Origin of the sequence: Streptomyces sp. SudanB182_2057 (genome assembly GCF_964272715.1) — a bacterium.
Classification (GTDB): Bacteria; Actinomycetota; Actinomycetes; order Streptomycetales; family Streptomycetaceae; genus Streptomyces; species Streptomyces rubradiris.
In genome coordinates this window covers 265,455-283,230 of record NZ_OZ186798.1, presented here as the reverse complement: position 1 = coordinate 283,230, position 17,776 = coordinate 265,455, and the positions used below count along the sequence as shown (strand labels likewise).

12 protein-coding genes are annotated in these 17,776 nt (G+C 71.1%); 7 read left to right on the top strand and 5 right to left on the bottom strand.

Going from position 1 to position 17,776, the window contains the following annotated elements:
- Positions 1-394: 394 nt before the first annotated feature.
- From ACSURM_RS00955 to ACSURM_RS00940, 4 genes are all read right to left on the bottom strand, one after another.
- Positions 395-1,138 carry a bacteriocin fulvocin C-related protein gene (locus ACSURM_RS00955; RefSeq protein ID WP_436952471.1) on the bottom strand — a complete coding sequence of 248 codons (744 nt, stop codon included), beginning with the start codon at positions 1,136-1,138 and terminating at the stop codon, positions 395-397.
- Between the two features lie 790 nt (positions 1,139-1,928).
- Complete coding sequence (locus tag ACSURM_RS00950; RefSeq protein WP_436952469.1) at positions 1,929-2,741, bottom strand: hypothetical protein; 813 nt, start codon at positions 2,739-2,741, stop codon at positions 1,929-1,931.
- Positions 2,742-3,423: 682 nt separating this feature from the next.
- On the bottom strand, positions 3,424-4,140 hold the full coding sequence (locus ACSURM_RS00945; protein WP_436960865.1) for an MIP family channel protein: 717 nt from the start codon (positions 4,138-4,140) through the stop codon (positions 3,424-3,426).
- Between the two features lie 809 nt (positions 4,141-4,949).
- Complete coding sequence (locus tag ACSURM_RS00940; protein WP_436952467.1) at positions 4,950-5,447, bottom strand: carboxymuconolactone decarboxylase family protein; 498 nt, start codon at positions 5,445-5,447, stop codon at positions 4,950-4,952.
- A 94-nt stretch (positions 5,448-5,541) separates the two neighbouring features.
- On the opposite strand from ACSURM_RS00940, the gene ACSURM_RS00935 reads away from it, so the two are divergent.
- The 5 genes from ACSURM_RS00935 to ACSURM_RS00915 all read left to right on the top strand — a co-directional run bounded on the left by ACSURM_RS00935 (position 5,542) and on the right by ACSURM_RS00915 (position 11,361).
- Positions 5,542-6,537: a pirin family protein gene (locus ACSURM_RS00935; RefSeq protein ID WP_436952465.1), complete on the top strand. Its 996-nt coding sequence runs from the start codon at positions 5,542-5,544 to the stop codon at positions 6,535-6,537.
- A complete protein-coding gene (locus ACSURM_RS00930) occupies positions 6,534-6,881 on the top strand; it encodes a GNAT family N-acetyltransferase (RefSeq protein WP_436952463.1) in 348 nt (115 codons plus the stop codon). The genes ACSURM_RS00935 and ACSURM_RS00930 overlap by 4 nt, the downstream gene beginning before the upstream one ends.
- A gap of 1,285 nt (positions 6,882-8,166) precedes the next feature.
- Positions 8,167-8,892, top strand: a complete 726-nt coding sequence (locus ACSURM_RS00925; RefSeq protein WP_436952461.1) for a glycoside hydrolase family 11 protein — start codon at positions 8,167-8,169, stop codon at positions 8,890-8,892.
- Positions 8,893-9,499: 607 nt separating this feature from the next.
- Positions 9,500-10,300: a HEAT repeat domain-containing protein gene (locus ACSURM_RS00920; protein WP_436952459.1), complete on the top strand. Its 801-nt coding sequence runs from the start codon at positions 9,500-9,502 to the stop codon at positions 10,298-10,300.
- Positions 10,294-11,361 (top strand): MerR family transcriptional regulator, encoded by a 1,068-nt coding sequence (locus tag ACSURM_RS00915; RefSeq protein WP_436952458.1) that lies wholly within the window; start codon positions 10,294-10,296, stop codon positions 11,359-11,361. Before ACSURM_RS00920 ends, ACSURM_RS00915 begins: the two co-directional genes overlap by 7 nt.
- A 321-nt stretch (positions 11,362-11,682) precedes the next feature.
- Here the strand turns inward: ACSURM_RS00915 and ACSURM_RS00910 are convergent, their stop codons facing one another.
- Positions 11,683-12,627 carry a glycoside hydrolase family 16 protein gene (locus ACSURM_RS00910; protein WP_436952456.1) on the bottom strand — a complete coding sequence of 315 codons (945 nt, stop codon included), beginning with the start codon at positions 12,625-12,627 and terminating at the stop codon, positions 11,683-11,685.
- A 314-nt stretch (positions 12,628-12,941) separates the two neighbouring features.
- Here ACSURM_RS00910 and ACSURM_RS00905 point away from each other — a divergent pair, with 314 nt between their 5' ends.
- Both ACSURM_RS00905 and ACSURM_RS00900 read left to right on the top strand, forming a co-directional pair.
- Entirely contained in the window at positions 12,942-14,447 is a 1,506-nt protein-coding gene (locus ACSURM_RS00905; RefSeq protein ID WP_436952454.1) for an FG-GAP repeat domain-containing protein, read from the top strand.
- A gap of 20 nt (positions 14,448-14,467) precedes the next feature.
- Complete coding sequence (locus ACSURM_RS00900) at positions 14,468-17,758, top strand: DUF2961 domain-containing protein (RefSeq protein ID WP_436952452.1); 3,291 nt, start codon at positions 14,468-14,470, stop codon at positions 17,756-17,758.
- Positions 17,759-17,776: the final 18 nt, after the last annotated feature.

Genomic DNA, 17,776 nt, shown 5'->3' with positions numbered 1-17,776 from the left:
CGGCAGAAGGTCACCGACGGCAACCGGATCTCGCGACGTTCCTGCACCGCCGTCGCGTCTGGGGCCTGAGTATCCTCGTTGACCTTCCGGCATCTGCCGCAGCACTCTGTGGAACCCGATCCGCGAGGTGACGGACCGGGTGACCGCCATGGTCTTTCTGGACGGCCGCCTACCTTCATACACGCCCGTGGGGGAGGCCCTGCCCCGGCCCACGCCTCCGTCACGTCCTGCCACCTCGACCCCGGTCCCGTCAGGGGCAGGACCGGTGGACGAGAGCGCGGCAGCCGTCCCGAGTGAGCGGTGGCAGCCGCGCGTTCCACTGGCTCGGCGTCGACACCGGTGTACTGCCGTCGACGCCGAGCCGAGGGTTTCGCGGGAGAGGGAGCCGATGGCCCTACCCGTTCGCGAAGCAGTGACCGTCGCAGGTGTAGTCCCACCAGGCTCCGCAGCCGCTCGGGATCCGTTCGCAGGAAACGCGGTACTGGCAGTGCGTTCCGACACGGCAGAAGTCCGATGCGTCGGCACAGCTGCAGTACTCGGCCCTCGCGGAGACCGGTTGGTCGGCCGGGCCGAGAGACGCCATGATGCGGTAGGCCTCGTCGGCGCCGAACGCCGCGATCATCTGCCGGCTCATCTCCTGGTCCGCCCGGATCCGTGCGTCCGACTTGTCGCTGCCGAACACCGCGTCATCGGAGATGTACCGCTCCAGGTCGGCAAGAGCCCGCTTCTGCTCCGGGGTGGTGGGCGGGTGGGCGGCCCGGTAGGTCGCGACGTGCTCGCGCCACAGGCGCGCGCGGGTGGAGGTCGGCAGCGCGGCGTGGATGGCCCTGCGGTAGTCGGGCGAGTAGGCGATGATTTCCTGGTACGTCTGCGGCAGCCGGTCCCGGTTGGCCGTCACCCACGCCGCGGCGGCGGAACGGCGTTCCTCGGCGAAGGCCGGCGCCGTTCCGGTGAACAGCAGACCCCCGGCGATGGTGGCTCCGGTGCCGAGGCGGAGGAACTGCTTACGGCTGAACCGCTTCGTGTCGTCGGCAGAGCTGACCAGCGGCTGATGGATCTGCTCGCGCAGCCGGCCGAGGGCGCTCAGGATCCGGAAGGTGGCGCGCACCCCGAGACGACGGGTGAGAGGAAGGGCCATGCGGTGCGACGTCCATGCGCGCACCCGCCCGTCCTCGTCGGCACGGATGAGGGTCGGTGCGAAAGGGACGTCGGAGCCGAAGGCCGCCGCCCGCCACTCCTTCATCCGCGGGTTCTCGAGCGGGAGCACCTCCAGCCTGCCGGCGCAGGCGGCGGCGACCGCCTGTGAAATCTCTCCACAGGTGCGGCACGATCCGTCGAATCCGAGTACCCAGTGCGTTTCACTTTCTGATCGTGCTGGACGTGCCTCTCTTTCCTTCATGTGTCTTGTTCCTCCTTTGATCGGGACACGCCGACATGCGCCCCTTCTCGGAGATGAGGCCCTGTCAGATTAGCGTCCCCTTTGGCGGAATACTCCAGAAGGCTTCAAAAAGAGGCACTTAGTACAGATAGTAATATTTATAGGTTATTCTTCCTCGATCTTCGTGCACCTTGTCCTCGCGGAGCTCTGCCGTGACAGGGCGTTGCGGGCGCTTCGGCGACGTGCCGCGCGCGACAGCCGCCGTGCGATGCCCACTTGATCTCCTTAGCGGCCTGACGCACCACGCCGTGAACCGGTCGGGCTTGATCGCCGGTCTCGGTCACCTGAAGGGGTGGTGACGGGCGTTTACGTGACCGCCTGGATGGCCTTCGTGGACTTCCTGTTCGAGTGCGGATGGTGCGGCGCGGAATGCGTCCTGTACGGCTGACCGGCCGCCTCCTGGTGGGCGGACAAGTAAGAGCTGCCGGACGAGTTCGAGTGCTGGGACTGCGGGTCAACGCGGCTCTCGAAGTCTTCTTTCTGTAGTTTCTCAGGCGCCCGGCTCCGGCGAATCCGTCTGAAGGCCGTTGAGCCATGAAGGCCCTTCAGCGTGTTGTCTCGGGAGCGTGCTCCTACTGTGCTGAGGGAACCTCTCGCTGTCGGGGTCGAGGATCCCGATCAGTCCGACCAGCGAGTGCTGAATGTTGATCAGCCGTGACTCCCTGTAATAGTTGTCGCCCAGCTGGCGAATGGATTCTTCCAGCGAGGTGAACCAATCGGCGAAATCACGGTCATTGTCGAGACGGCTGCAAAAATCGACATATCCGATACAGCTGGGCTCTTCTCCACCGGAGGAGATCATCAACTCGCCGAGCGCCCTTTGTTCGCCTCGAAAGAGGCGGAAACCGGTGCCGCGATTCGTGTCTGAGCTGAATTGTTCCGACACCTCGTGAAGAAGCGCCATGATCTTGCGGTTGTACTCTTGTTCACCCAGGTCCAAGAAGTGGATCTGCCGTCTGAGGATCTCCACCCATGCAAAATACTGCGCGAACACGTAAAGGGTATTGCGTACCGCGTACTCGCGCTCCCTCGGATTGCCCTCTTTGTAGTAGAGGGTAAGGAAACCGAACTGACTGCGGGCGATATTGTAGATTCTGGACTGGAGTTCGAAGGCGGCCCACAGTAGCGGGTCACGGACGCGGCTCATGACATCTTGACGATCTGCGGCCCTGGAAAGATTCGCGGTCTGGCGTTCTAGTTCTGCGGCTAAATGTGTCTGCTTCTGGCTCGCTCGCGCGCTCATGAAGACGCTCGCCAGGGCCACGGCGCCCGATATCGCGGCGACCAGGAACTCGATACTCATATTGAAGACAATACGCGGTAACCGGCGAGGACCCGGAGAAGACGGCATCGCTGAAGACGTGCACCAGGCGGGTTCCCCGTCGCGCCGTTATCTGGGCGAGGCGGGCGGGGCCGTGGGCGGTGCTGTCGGTGGGACTCCCCGGTTCCGCCGCCCCGCTGGCGCGTTGATCGCCGTATCGGGGGTCACCGTGTCGAGGACCTCGTCGAGACGATGGGGATGCCGTAGGTCCAGGCGGTGCCGCAAGGCGTCGGGGGCGTTGCCGGGGCGGGAGACGCAGGTCGCTGCGGTGACGCGGTCGGCGACGTCGCCGGCCGCACCAGCTCTGCCTGGGTCACGCGCACCGACCTTGTTGCAACTCCGCTGACACTCTCGCCTCACGCCCGTTATCCGGACACTCGGTGTGCCTCATGCTGTCGGGTGTGGAGGGGTTGGGTTTGTGCGTCGCCAGGGGAGGCGACGGAGGGCTGTCGCCGACGCGGGCCCGTTGGTCGGGGTGAAGGTCATGGTCACCGGTGCGATGACCGGTCCTGTCACGGACCTCTCCCGCTCTCGAAGAACACCAGCCTGTCTTCGTGGGCAAAGGAGCGGACTCCAAGCGTGCGAGGCCAAGTCCCTCGGTGTCCTTCTCGCCGCCCCCGACGAGTTCGCCGCATGGTCGCGGAATTGCTCGGCTGACGGCCCGTCAGGCTGCCGCCACCTCGTCGGCGATCGTGCGTTCCTCGCCCGCCGGGTGCGTCACGTGATGGACGAGTGCGGCGAGCAGACCGCCGACCAGCGGAGCGACGATGAACAACCACAGCTGCGACAGCGCGGAACCGCCGGCGAACAGGGCCGGGCCGAGGCTGCGCGCCGGGTTGACCGACGTACCGGTCAGCGGGATGCCGATGAGGTGGATGACAGCGAGGGCGATGCCGATCGGCAGGCCGTCGAAGCCGACGACCGCGACCCGGTGCGTCACCCCGAGCACCACGAACACGAGGAGGAAGGTGAGCACGACCTCGGCGAGGAACGCGCCGCCGGTGTTGATGTGCACCGCGGACCGGTCCCCGTAGCCGTTGCTGCCGAAGGCGCCTTCGGCCTGGAAGCCGGGCACCTGCTTGGCGAGCAGGAAGAGCAGGGCCGCCCCGGCGATGCCGCCGACGAACTGCGCGATCCAGTAGCCGATCGCGGTGGCCACGTCGATGCGGCGGGCGCACAGCATGCCCAGGGTCACCGCCGGATTGACATGGCACCCGGAGATCGGTCCGAGCGCGTAGGCGAGGGCGAGCAGCACGAAGCCGAAGGCCAGCGCGACCCCCAGGGTGCCGATGAACTTGACCCCCAGAGCCGCGCAGCCCACGGCGAAGAAGACCAGAAGCAGAGTCCCGAGGAACTCCGACGCCAACGCCCGCGTGCGCATCGCCATCGCCACCACCCTCACCTACGTCGATTTCAGTCGTGTCGTAAGGAAGCCTCGGCCGGATGGGGTACGCGCGCCCGTCGGAGGGCCGCGATACGGGGCCGAAGGAGTGACGGACGGACTTCCGGCAGGGCGCGGGGGCCGCCTGCGCGAGTCCGAGGCGCGCCCAGTCGGTGCGGGCTTCGGTGATCTTCCCGGGTACGCCGCCGAGGCGGCGCAGTCACCGGCCCATCGCCATGTCGGTCCGGTGGGCAGGTCCGGCTCCATGGCGCTGGGCGGGCCGACCGCGCTGATCACGGCCGGGCAGACGGTCGGCGCCTAAGGCCCCGGGCACCAGGTGACCGCCAGGGGACAACTCTCGTCGGTGCTCCGCTTGTATCGGCTCTAGCGGCGCTCGTGCGGCGCCTCACCGGTCACTCGGGACCTCGACTTCGGTGCCCGGCGTCGTTTCGCGCACCGCGTTTCCCCGACCGGAAGCCGCCGTGCGCGGACGGCGTGAACGTCCAGCGGCGCGGACACCGGGCCACCACGCACTTGATGCGGGATCGGGATCAGGTCGGAGGAAAACGTCCAGTGACCGCGACAGCGCCCGTCGGCGGGCGCCTCGCCGAGGCGACCACCCCTGAGCGTCCAGGAGAGGCCGGTGTCCGCGAGGAGGTCGACACGCATAGCGTCCCCGGCCGTTCCCACAAAATCCGCAGGCAGCAGGGCCGCACCCAGGCCGTGCGCCACATAGTCCGCGATCGTCGTGGTGACGTCCGACGCGATCGTGCCGGACGTGGTTGCAGGCGTACGCGGCCGCGCGCGGATCACCGCACGGGCACCGCCGGGCTCGCACGGACAGGGTGCTTGCTCATGACCGAGACCCGGTTGAACGCGTTGATGGTGATCGCGACCCAGATCACCGCGGAGATCTCGTCGTCGGACAGCGTGGTGCGGGCTTCCTCGTATGCCGTGGTCTGGGCGTCGGCGTCGGCGGGGCGGGTGGTGGCCTCGGCCAGGGCGAGGGCGGCGCGTTCCCGGGGGGTGAACAGCTCGGTGTCGCGCCAGGCCGCCAGGACGCCCAGCCGCTGGGTGGTCTCGCCCGCTCGCAGGGCGGCGCGGGTGTGCAGGTTGAGGCAGTAGGCGCAGGCGTTGAGCTGGGACACGCGCAGGTTGACCAGTTCCACGAGCGTCCGGTCGAGCCCGGCCGCGGCCGCCGCGTCCTTCGCGGCCTGCGCTGTCGCGGTGAGCGCGCGGTAGGCGTCGGGGTGCTGCTTGTCGATGAAGACCCGGTTGCCGGTTCTCGCCGCCGCTGTCTCGGTCATGTCGTCTCCTTCGTCGAGCGATCATTCGCCGCCCGCTCTATCATCGACGCATTATTGTTGAAACTCAAACATTCTTTGGTGAGAGGCTGGAACCGTGAGCAACACCGAAACTGACCCTGCCGAGTTGAAGTGCGGCGGACCGGCCGACGACGGGGCAACCCCGGCCGTCGAGGTGCTCACCGCCCGGCAGGTCCCGCTCGGCGGCCCGCGGGCGATGCCGGTGCGGCGCACCCTGCCCCAGCGCGGTCGCACGCTGATCGGAGCCTGGTGCTTCGCCGACCACTACGGCCCCGACGACGTGTCCGTGACGGGTGGCATGGACGTCGCACCGCACCCGCACACAGGTCTGCAGACGGTCAGCTGGCTCTTCAGCGGGGAGATCGAACACCGCGACAGCCTCGGCAGCCACGCCTTTGTCCGGCCCGGCGAGCTGAACCTCATGACCGGTGGGTTTGGGATCAGCCATACGGAGGTGTCCACCCCGCGTACGACGATCCTGCACGGCGTCCAGCTGTGGGTGGCGCTGCCCGACGAACACCGTGACGCCGCCCGGGACTTCCAGCACTACGTACCCGAGCCGGTGCGGCTCGACGGCGGCACGGCCCGTGTCTTCCTCGGCACGCTCGCCGGCGACACCTCCCCGGTGCGCACCTTCACGCCCCTGCTCGGTGCGGAACTGTCCGTGGATCCGGGCGCCACGGTGACCCTCGGCGTCGACCCGGTGTTCGAGCACGGCCTCCTGGTGGACAGCGGTGACGTCCTCCTGAACGGCACGGCCCTGAAGCCGGCCGAACTCGGCTACGCCGCCCCCGGACGTGCCGAGCTCACCGTCACCAACGAAGGACCCGACACCGCACGGCTGGTACTGCTGGGCGGACCCCCCTTCGGTGAGGAGATCGTCATGTGGTGGAACTTCATCGGCCGCACCCACGACGACATCGTCCGGGCCCGCGAGGACTGGGAGAACGCCTCCGACCGCTTCGGCCGGGTCGAGGGATATCCGGGAGACCGCCTTCCCGCCCCGGCCCTGCCCAACGCCACCCTCACCCCGCGCGGGAACCCCGCTCCGGCCACGAAGGACGCGCGATGACAGAGCAGGCATCCTCCACCGTTCCCACCGTCCGCCACGTGCCGGAACGGTTCCGCTACGAGATAGAGGTCGACGGCCGAACCGCCGGCTTCACGGCCTACCGGGACCGCGGTGAACGGCAGCGGGTCTTCTACCACACCAAGATCTACGAGGCGTTCTCCGGCCGGGGACTGGCGTCCCGACTCGTCCGCGAGGCCCTGGTCGACGTGCGGGAAACGGGCAGACTAGTCGTCCCCGTCTGCCCGTACGTCAAGGCGTTCCTCGACAAGCAAGAGGGGTTCGCGGACATCACCGAGCCCGCCACACCGGACGTGGTGCGGTGGATCGAGGCGGAGCTGAGGTGACGCACCGCCCGCGGAGGGCCGGGTGACCGATGGCGGTCGCAGCTCGGCGGTGTGCCAGGAGGCGCACCGCCGGACACCGTCGCGTCCACCGCTACCGGGAGAGGGGCCGGACCGGGCCCGTTCCCGACGATCCGGACCAGCGGCCCGCGCTCTGGCCACCGCCGACGTGCAGGATGTCGCCCGTCACGGAACCGGCCGACTCCAGGCGGAGCACGGCGTCCACGGTGCCGCTCGTCTCTCCATGCGACCGGCCGGGTGCAGCCTTGCGAGCGTGTCGTGGGCCTCGGCCGGGTGCACGCCGGTGCCCCGGCGCGTACGGCGGGCCGTAGTAGGCGCGCACCGTCCTCGGCCCGGCCGCGGATGACGTGGACGCCGGGGTGAGCCTGGCGCGACACACCCGCGCCTTCCGCCGGCCGGCCGCCGTCGGCGCCCCACCGCACGACCGCTTGATGGCCGACCGCACCCTCCCGTGGCCGACCCGTGCCCGGCACCCGCCGGCGCCGGGGACGTGAACGACTGGTGGGGGCGGGCCGCCGAACCCGTCCCGCGCCTGACGGCCGCCGGGTCCCGCCCCGGAGGCCGTCCGTCTCGCCGACCTCGTGTCGCCTGCGCCGCCGAACTCGTCCCGGCCGCCGCCGCGGAGGCGGACGGCGACTGCGACCACGCCACCGCTCCCGCCGCAGTCGGCCTGTCCGCAGGGGCCGTGAGGGCGGCGGCGCCTCGGTCAGGGCCCCTGGAGGGCCGGGACTGCCGGGGCAGGATCCGCAGGTGCGAGGGCTGGGGTGCCTGAGGGGCTTTCGCCGTCCACCCGGCCCGCGAGCAGGGGGAGATGCAGGCTGACCTGCTGTACGGGTCGTCGTACCCGGTGACTTGGCCGGGTTGTTCGCGCGCAGTCGTGCCTCCCGGGCGCCGTCGAGGTCGCGCCCCCAGCTGTTCGAAACTTTCGGGTGCCGCGTGCGTGCTTGCGTTGCGTCGCTTCCGAGTGTCGGTCCGTTCCGCATGACGGTTCGCGCGAGGGGTGGGTTGATCAGGGAACATACGCGCCGAGACCTCCTCCGGTTACAGAGGTGTTTCCGAAAGAACGTCGAAACTGTTGACAGGGTCATGGCGCTCTACGAAAACTGTGGCAACCGAACGACAGGAGACCGTCGTCCCCCTCGCGTCATGTGACCGGGTGCGGCGGTCGGTCGTCGCGGCACGACCACGGGCGACCCGCGCCGTGTCCAGGCAAGGCAGCGGACAGCGGGAGCCGCCCGCCCCCCACCAGCCTTCACCGGGAGGACGCATGCAGCAGGACGGTACGCGACAGGACCACGACCAGCAGAACCCCGCTCCCTTCAGCGGCTTGAGCCGACGAGGCTTCCTCGGCGGGGCCGGCGCCGCCGCGCTCGCCACGGCGACCGGACTGCTGCTGCCCGGCACCGCCCACGCCGCCACCACCATCACCACCAATCAGACCGGCTACGACGGCATGTACTACTCGTTCTGGACCGACGGCGGCGGCTCCGTCTCCATGACGCTCAACGGCGGCGGCAGTTACAGCACCCGGTGGACCAACTGCGGCAACTTCGTCGCCGGCAAGGGCTGGAACACCGGCGGACGCAGGACGGTCCGCTACACCGGCTACTTCAACCCGTCGGGCAACGGCTACGGCTGCCTCTACGGCTGGACGTCGAACCCGCTGGTGGAGTACTACATCGTCGACAACTGGGGCAGCTACCGGCCCACCGGCGAGCACAGGGGCACCGTCTACAGTGACGGCGGCACGTACGACATCTACAAGACGACGCGGTACAACGCCCCCTCCGTCGAGGGCACCCGCACCTTCGACCAGTACTGGAGCGTCCGGCAGTCGAAGGTGACCAGTGGCTCCGGCACCATCACCACCGGCAGCCACTTCGACGCCTGGGCGCGCGCGGGCATGAACCTGGGCCAGTTCAAGTACTACATGATCATGGCCACCGAGGGTTACCAGAGCAGCGGAAGCTCGACCATCACGGTCAGCGGCTGACCCCCGTCCGGCGAACAACCGGCTACGGGCCCCGTCCTCGTGGCGGGGCCCGTAGCCGTGACGGACTCACCACCGCAGCGGCGCCCGTCTTGTAACTGCCCGTACTGCTCGGGGGAGATGTACTTGGCCTTGAAGACGGCAGGCCATTCACGCGTGCCGCGAGGGCGGTACGGTCTTCGTCCTCGGCGTGTTCGCCGGAGTCGCCGACAACTTTCCTCCGGCAGCGGTGATCAACACGGGCCGACAGTACAAGGCGTGCCCAGCAGCACGGTCAGCGCTACATCCTCAAGCTGCTGTACCGGCTGGCGGCCGGAGAACTGAGCGCAGCGCACCTGGCGCCCCGCTCCATGCCGCTGGACGAAGCTCCCCGGGCCTACAGGATGTGCAAGGAGAAGGAGGACGGCTGCGCGCGCGGTAATACGGCCGGGCGGATGACCGCTGCTCCACCGTCACGCCCCCGGGGTGCCGGGCGCCTCCCCGGAGCGGGACGGTGATGGGGAGCGGGGCCGTGGTCGCGGGGTTGACCTTGACACCGTGAGAAGGTGTCCCCTGGGGGCAGGAGGTGGTTTCGATCAACCCGACAAATGGAACCCCGCGCAACGCCCGCGTGACCCACGCTCTGAGCGCCGAGGACTCCTCGGTCCGGCTCCAGGCGGCCCTGGCGGTCGGTACGACCCCCGACCCCGGCTTCCTGGAGACGCTCGTCGAGCGGTGCGCGGTCGAGCCGGACTTCTTCGTGCGGGACATGCTGTCCTGGGCCCTGACCCGCCTCTCGCCGGAGGTCACCTTGCCCCGGATCCGCCGGGAACTCGCCTCCGGGCGGGCCCAGGCCCGCAGCCAGGCGCTGCACACGCTCTCCAAGATCGGTGACAGGAGCGCGTGGGCCTGGATCACACGCGACCTGCTGCGCGACGGCGACGACGAGGTCGCGCGGACCGCGTGGCGGGCCGCGGTCGTCCTGGTGCCCGAGGACGAGACGGAGTACCTGGCCGGCGAACTGGTCGCACAACTCGGCCGAGGTGACCGGGATGTGCGCCTGAGCCTGAGCCGGGCCCTCGTCGACCTCGGTGACGCGGCCGTGCCCGCCCTGGACCGGGCCGCGCGGCACCCCGACCCGGCCGTGGCCGCGCACGCTCGTGCCACCGAGCTGCTCCGGCGCGACCCGGAGGCCGGTTTCGACGCGGCCGTCGAGGAGGCGAGGCGCCTCGTCGCACTCGGCTCGGAAGAAGCAGTTCCGACGGCCGTCCCGACGGCCCTGGCCGCGCCGGGAGTCCCCGAGACCGCGCAGACCGCCGGCACGGCGGAGACCGCCGAGTCCATGGGGACGACGACCGTGAACGCCGGGGACGCCGTGAACGCCGGGGACGCCGTGACCACCACGAACGCCGGGGACACCGCGGAGTGCTGATCGGTGAGGTGGCCCGCCACTCGGGGGTGAGCCCCCGGATGCTCCGGCACTACGATGCCCTCGGGCTGGTCCGGCCGACCGGCCGCACGGTCGGCGGCTACCGCGAGTACTCCGCCGAGGACGTCCGCAGAATCTTCCACGTGGAGGGCCTGCGGTCCCTGGGACTCTCGCTGAAGCAGATCGGGCGGGCGCTGGAAGACCCGGCCTTCACGCCGTCCGACCTGGTCAGCGACCTCATCCGGTGGACGGAAGAACGCCTGGAGCGGGAACGGCGGCTGCTCGATCGGCTCCGCGCGATCGACGCCTCGGCGCCCATGGACTGGCAGGACGTCCTGCATACCGTCGAGCTGATGCAGGGACTCGACTCGGCCAGTGCCGCACGAAGGCAGCAGGCCGTCCTGGTCCGGCCGGACGGTGTGCCGGTTCCCGCCGAGGTGCTGGCCGGGGCGGTCCTCGCCGAATCCGACCCCAACGTCGCGGGTGCCCTGCGCTGGGCGCTGGCCAGGTCGGGCGGCGAGGGCGTGGCGGCGCTGGCCGCCGGCACGCATGCGGAGGACGTGGACGTCCGGCGGCGCGCGGTGCTGGCGATCACCGAGTTGGCCGACAGCCCGGGCGCGTCGGCGCTGCTCGCGGACGCGCTCGGCGACCCGGACCCGACGGTGCGCCGGTACGCGGCGCTCGCCTTGGGCAGGCGGGGCGTGAGCGGGGCCGTGCCGACGCTCGTCGGCATGGTGGTCGAGGGCCGCAACGACGTCGAAGCCGCCGAAGTCCTGCGAACGCTGTACCGGGACCACGGGTGCGCGGAGCGGATCACGGCCGCGCTGGCCCGCGAACTCGCCGCGCCCGCGGCGGACTCCGCGACGCGGATACGCCTGTCCCAGGCACTGGTCGAACTGCCGGGGGACGCCGCCCGGGGGATCCTGCGCCGACTGGCCCACGACGACGACCGCGCCGTCGCCCTCGTCGCCTCGGCCTTCGCCGGACTCCTCGACGAGCGGTTCCCCGAAGCCGGATGGGAGGAAGCCGGAAGGGGCGAAGCCGGAGGAGACGAGGACGGATGACGGTGCCTGCCCGGGGGCCCAGGAGCCCCGACCCGCACGAGGGCGGTAAGCCCGAGGTCAGCGGGAGGCGCGGGGGCCGCCGCCGGGGGAGGGCCGGCCCACCTGCCGCACTGCGTCCGGCGGCACAGAACGCCGGTGACGTGAGACCGGCTACGGTCCGGGCCGTCACACTCACCCGGTATCCAGCCGGTACACGCCGATCGCCGAGAGCAGTACTACCTCGTCCTCGAACCCTCCGGGGAAGCGGGGCGAGGAATACCCCTTGGGAGGCCCGCAGGGCTCTTCACCTGACGAGAAGTCCGGGACCGGACAGTCGAGACGTCAGTCGGCGAGTGCGTACGTTCTGACCCAGTCGACTTCGTAGACCGCCGCGCGGACCGGGGTGGTGCGGTCGGGCAGGGTGCTGTCCAGTTGGATCGTCTGGTGCATCGACGGGGCGCACTGGATGCAGCGGCGCACCTCGTCCGCGCCGCCGGAGAAGCTGTAGGTCTGCTGCCCGTCCACGTACCCGCGGACGTGGTCCGGCGTCCATTCGATGGCGATGGCGTGCCACTCCGTCATGTCGGTCCCGCACGTGGCGGCCCACTCCTGCTGCACCGGGACGTCCTCGTCGTGCGGGTAATGGAGGTAGGCCTGCGCACAGTCGCCGCCCGGGGTGTCGTTCTCCAGGTAGTCGTACTCGCCGTCCTGCGGCCAGCGCTCGGAGTCCGGCCACAGAATCAGCAACGGCTGGTACCGCTCGGTGACTTCCCGCCCCTCCAGTCCCGTCTCGGACGACCGTACCCGCGCCTCCCAGCGGCCGTAGCGCTGCCCGAAGCGGGAGGCGAGCCATCCGGTGTCGCCGTTCGTCTCGCCCACCTGCCGCAGCACGCCGCCCACCACCCCGCTGTTCTCGGCGCAACGGTGTCCGCCCAGACGGCCGTTGCCCGGCCAGCAGCCGTCCTCGTCCCCCGCCTGAACCCACTTGGCCGGGTCGGGCTTCGCGGGCGCGGCCGGCGAACCGTAGCCGAACTCGTCGGACGCCGCCGCCAGGGGTGTCCCCCAGCCGTAGCGTTCCGCGGCGGTGGTGACGGACGCCGTGCCCGCGCGAACGGCCGGCACGTGCTCCACCGAAGCCGAAGCCGACGCCGAAGCCGACGCCGCGGCCGTGCCGGGCAGCGCGTGGGCCGCCGGTCCACTGCCCGGGGCGAATCCGCCGGCGGCCGCGAGTACCAGCGTCACGGCGGCGGTCGCCGTCCGGCGGCCGCCGCGCAGTCTGCGTGTCATCGAAGTCCTTTCCCAGTGGGCTGGAGGAGCGGCCCGGTGGTGTCGCACGCGCGGCGATCGCCGCGCGTCGCGGCTCGCTCCCGGCGGGAGCCGCGGGGCAAGTCCAGCTCCGGACCGCTTTGTTCACCAGCCTGTGGGCCCGCTGAACAACGGCGTCGCTTTGTTCGGCGGGCTCGGTGGGCTGCCGTACAACCCCGTCGGCCGCTGGACTCGGTGCCATCCCTTTCCGCCGCGGCGCTCTCGGCTTCGCCGACACCGCCCGCCGCACCGGCTTCGCCGGGTTCTCCCGCTTCTCCGACGAAAGGTTGTCGCCCATGACCGCCCGACCGGCCTTCCGCCACCGATGGCTGCCGGCCCTCGCCACGGCGCTGCTCGTCTCCCTCGGGGCCGCCGCGCCCGCCCACGCCGGGCCGGGCCCGGCCCCGTATCCCGCGCCCCATGAGGCGAACGCCGAGTTCCTCGACGCGGCCTGCTCGGTACCGGCCGCCGAGGACCCGTCGGTCCTCGTCATGGTGCACCGGGTCGCGCACAGGTACGGCGCCAACGCCAAGGTGACGCTCGCCGCGTTCGAGGCCGGCTGGGTCGAGTCGCACATGAACAACCTCGACTGCGGCGACTCCGACTCCCTCGGCGTGTTCCAGCAACGCCCCAGCCAGGGCTGGGGCAGCCCGGCGCAGATCATGGACCCGGTGTACGCCGCCACCCAGTTCGTCACCCGCGCCATCACCAACGACCGGGCGCACCCGGAGTACACCGCCGGCCGGCTCGCGCAGAGCGTGCAGCGCTCGGCGTTCCCCGACCGGTACGACCAGGCCGAGTCCAAGGCGCGCGCGATGATGGGCGCCGCGGCCCGTACCGCCGACATGCTCCCCGGCTCCCCCGCGGACTTCACCGGCGACGGCAAGGACGACATCGTCACCTTCACCAAGAACGCCGCCGAGGACGCCTTCGTGGCCACCTCGACCGGCACCGCCTTCGCCGGTACGACCCAGAAGTGGCACGACACCTTCGGCCTCGGCGGCGAGACCACGCTGACCGGCGACTTCACCGGCGACGGCAAGGACGACATCGCCGCCTTCACACACGGTGCCGAGGGTGACGTGTGGGTCGCGCCGTCCCAGGGCGGTTCGTTCGGCACCGCGGCCAAGTGGCACGAGTGGTTCGCGCCCAGGCAGGAGCTCGCCGCGGTCGGCGACGTCAACGGTGACGGCAAGGACGACATCATCGCCTTCACGCACGACGCGGAGGGCGACGTGTGGGTGGCCCTGTCCAACGGCACCTCGTTCGGGCCGGGCCAGCAGTGGAACAACTGGTTCGCGCCGGCCGGGGAGTACCCGGCCGTGGGCGACGTGGACGGTGACGGCAAGGCCGACCTGATCAGCTTCACCCAGGGCACCACCGCCGACGTATGGGTGGCGCGGTCGACGGGCACCTCGTTCACCGGCGCGCGGATCTGGCACAGCTGGTTCGCACCCGGCGCCGAACTGCCCCGGGTCGGCGACTTCGACGGCGACGGCAAGACCGACATCGCCACCTTCACCCAGGGGACGACGGCGGACGTGTACGTGGCCCTGTCCACGGGTTCGGCGTTCGGCGACGGCAAGACGGCGCCGACCTGGCACGGCTGGTTCGCCCCGGGGAGCGAATTCCCCTACGTCGGCGACTACAACGGCGACGGCAAGGACGACATCGTCACCTTCACCAAGGGCAGCACCAATGACGTGTGGGTGGCCCTGTCCGGCAGCGCCCGGTTCGGCGACGGCGCCACGGCCGGCAAATGGCACGACTTCTTCGGCCTCGACGGCGAGACCACCCTCTGAGCCGGCACCCGGGAGAAAGCATGCGCACACGAATTCCGGTGGCGGCGGTCGTCGCCCTGCTGCTCTGCGTGCTCGGCCTCGCCGCGCCCGGACAACGGGCGGCCGCCGCCCCTGCGACCAGGGCCGCCGCGGCCGACAAGGGCCCGGTCGGCTGGGACGCCTTCCGCCGCCTCGACCGGCTCCCCTACCTCAGCCCCGGCACCCAGACGCGCCAGTACTCCGGCTTCGACCGGGCCGGCGGCAACGACGACGGCTTCTCGGGCCAGTACTCGTGCCTGTCACAGACCGCGGCGGGCTGCGTGATCGCGCAGGACACCGGCGCGGGCGAGATCTCGTCGATCTGGTTCACCAGGGACGGCGGTGATGTCACGGCCACCGGCACCATCACCGTCGAACTCGACGGTGCCACGGTGCTCGACGCGCCGCTGCGGGACGTGGTCGGCGGCGCCCTCGGCGCGCCGTTCGCCCATCCGCTGGTCGCCGACGCGGACAGCAGTTCCGGCGGGGTGTACATCAAGGTACCGATGCCCTACCGGCAGTCGATGCGGGTCACGGTGCGGAACAACCCGCTCTTCCACCACGTCACCTACCGGCACTTCCCCGACGCGGAGGGGGTGACACGGTTCGACCCGTCCGACCGCGCCGACGACGTGCTCGCGGTGCTCAGGGACTCGGGAACCCGTGACCCCAAACCCGCGCGGCCCGGCGCGACCACCGCGACGGGCACCGTGGATCTCGCCGCCGGCGCCACCGCCCACGTGGCACGGGCCACCGGACCGGGCAGCATCTCCGCCGTACGGGTACGTGTCCCGGACGCCGACGCCGGGGACGAGACGCTGTCCGGGCTGCGGCTGCGGATCGCCTTCGACGGGCGCACCACCGTCGACTCGCCCGTCGGGGAGTTCTTCGGCTCCGGCCTGGGCGAACACGCGGTGCGCTCGCTGATGTTCTCCGTGGACGCGAGTGCCGGCGGCTGGTACACCGCCTGGTGGCCGATGCCGTACCGCTCCTCGGCGACGGTGAGCCTCGTCAACACCACCGGACGGCCCCTCGCGGGCATCACCACCCAGGTGACGTCCGCGCCCGACGACCAGTGGGCCGCCGCGCTCGCCCCCGGCGGGACGGCCGCGTACTTCACCACGGAATCACGCGGCGGCGCCACGGTGCCCGGCCAGGACTGGCTCTTCGCCGACCGCACCGGCAGCGGCAAGTTCGTCGGCGTGTCGCACACCATGCGGGGGCGGGTCACCGCCGGCGTCACCCGCCAGTACCTGGAGGGCGACGAGCGCGTACGGGTCGACGGCGCGCTCACCCCTCAGCTGCACGGCACCGGCACGGAGGACTTCTACGAGTCGGGCTGGTACTTCAACCGCGGCACGTTCACCGCTCCGCTCACCGGGAACACCGCCCACCAGCAGGGCGGCACCGGCTGCCCGTACGAGTGCGACGCCGCCTACCGGCTGATGCTGTCCGACTCCGTGGGCTACGCCACCGCGCTGCGGTTCGGCATGGAGCACGGCCCGCAGAACGACGCCGCCGCGGTCTACGGCTCCACCGCCTTCCTGTACGCCCGGCCCGAGGCCACCGCCCACCGCACCGACACCCTGGAGGTGGGCGACGCCGCCGCCCGTACCGGCCACCGGTACACCGACAGTGGTCCGGCGACCCAGACGGCCCTCACCTCGGTGTACGAGGGCGACGACGACGAGGACCGCGTCCCGCTGACCCTGCGGGCGACCTCCTCGCCGGTGTCCTTCGACCTCGCTGTCGACGACGGCAACCAGGGCGTGCTGCTGCGCCGTACCTCCGACCAGGCCAAGGACCACCAGTCGGCCCGGGTCCTGGTGGACGGCGTGGACGTGGGGACCTGGACGCAGCCGCTGGGCAACGGGGTGCAGCGCTGGCTGGCCGACGCCTTCCCGCTCCCGGCGAGCGCCACGGCGGGCCGGACCCGGATCCGGGTGGAACTGCGGCCCACCGCCGGGGCGCCCGCCTGGACGGCCGCCCGGTACACCGCCGACAGCGTCGTCCCCGGCACGTACACCGACACGAAGGCACCCGCCGTCACGGACACGCCGACGCCGGTCGGCCGCGCGGAGCACGCGCTGCACCTGACCTGGCGGGAACCCGCCGACGACACCGGCGTGCGCGAGTACCGGGTGTACGGCGCCGCTTCGTCGCCCGTCCCGGTCGGCGCGGAGACCTTGCTCGGCACCGCGCGTGTCCCGGCTTTCACGCACCGGGGCCGCAAGGCGGGGCAGACCTGGCACTACCGTGTGGTGGCGGTCGACTTCGCCGGCCGTACCGGCGACGTGGGCGGCACCGCGTCCGGCCGCGCCGCCACGCCCACCCGCAGCGACATCGACGGGGACGGCCGCGACGACATCGTCACCTTCACCCGCGGCGACACCGCCGACGTGTACGCGGCCACCTCGACGGGTGCGCGGTTCTCGGGCGACGGCGTGCGGTGGCACGAGCACTTCGCCGCCGGTACGGAGATCCCGCTGACCGGCGATTTCGACGGGGACGGCCGCGCGGACGTGGTGACGTTCACCCGGGGGCCGGCCGCGGACGTCTACGTGGCCCTGTCCGACGGCTCCCGCTTCACCGGGGACGGTGTCAAGTGGCACGACCATTTCGCGGTGGGTGCGGAGCTCCCGGCGGTCGGTGACTTCGACGGGGACGGCCGCGACGACATCGCCACCTTCACCCGCGGCGACACCGCCGACGTCTACGTCGCCCTCTCGACGGGTTCGTCCTTCGCCCCGTCCCGCAGGTGGCACGACCACTTCGCGGTGGGTGCGGAGCTCCCGGCGGTGGGCGACTTCGACGGGGACGGCCGCGACGACATCGCCACCTTCACTCGCGGCGACACCGCCGACGTGTACGTCTCCCTGTCCAGCGGCAGCGTCTTCCGGCAGGACGGGTGGCAGTGGCACAGCCACTTCGCCACGGGCGCGGAGCTCCCGGTGGTCGGTGACTTCGACGGGGACGGCCGCGACGACATCGCCACCTTCACCCGCGGTGACACCGCCGACGTCTACGTCTCCCTGTCCGACGGCACCCGGTTCGTCCAGGACGGCTGGCGCTGGCTCGACGGTCTCGCGGCCGGTGACCAGGTGCCCGGTGCCGGTGACTTCGACGGGGACGGCCGGGCGGACGCCGTGGCGTTCACCCGGGGCACATCGGCGCAGGTGTACGTGGCACTGTCCGACGGCGGTACCCTCCGGCCCGCCGGAAGCCCCTGGCACGGCCACTTCGCGGTGGGCGGCGAATGGCCGCGCCCCAGCCAGGTGGAGTCCGCCGGCTGAGCACGGCGGCGAACCGGC

What these genes read in the sequence shown, in the direction of transcription:
- ACSURM_RS00930 (WP_436952463.1), top strand. Translation starts at nt 6,534, where the DNA reads ATGACAGAGCAGGCATCCTCCACCGTTCCCACCGTCCGCCACGTGCCG.
- ACSURM_RS00940 (WP_436952467.1), bottom strand. Translation starts at nt 5,447, where the DNA reads ATGACCGAGACAGCGGCGGCGAGAACCGGCAACCGGGTCTTCATCGAC.
- ACSURM_RS00910 (WP_436952456.1), bottom strand. Translation starts at nt 12,627, where the DNA reads ATGACACGCAGACTGCGCGGCGGCCGCCGGACGGCGACCGCCGCCGTG.
- ACSURM_RS00925 (WP_436952461.1), top strand. Translation starts at nt 8,167, where the DNA reads ATGCAGCAGGACGGTACGCGACAGGACCACGACCAGCAGAACCCCGCT.
- ACSURM_RS00955 (WP_436952471.1), bottom strand. Translation starts at nt 1,138, where the DNA reads ATGGCCCTTCCTCTCACCCGTCGTCTCGGGGTGCGCGCCACCTTCCGG.
- ACSURM_RS00945 (WP_436960865.1), bottom strand. Translation starts at nt 4,140, where the DNA reads ATGCGCACGCGGGCGTTGGCGTCGGAGTTCCTCGGGACTCTGCTTCTG.
- ACSURM_RS00905 (WP_436952454.1), top strand. Translation starts at nt 12,942, where the DNA reads ATGACCGCCCGACCGGCCTTCCGCCACCGATGGCTGCCGGCCCTCGCC.
- ACSURM_RS00900 (WP_436952452.1), top strand. Translation starts at nt 14,468, where the DNA reads ATGCGCACACGAATTCCGGTGGCGGCGGTCGTCGCCCTGCTGCTCTGC.
- ACSURM_RS00950 (WP_436952469.1), bottom strand. Translation starts at nt 2,741, where the DNA reads ATGAGTATCGAGTTCCTGGTCGCCGCGATATCGGGCGCCGTGGCCCTG.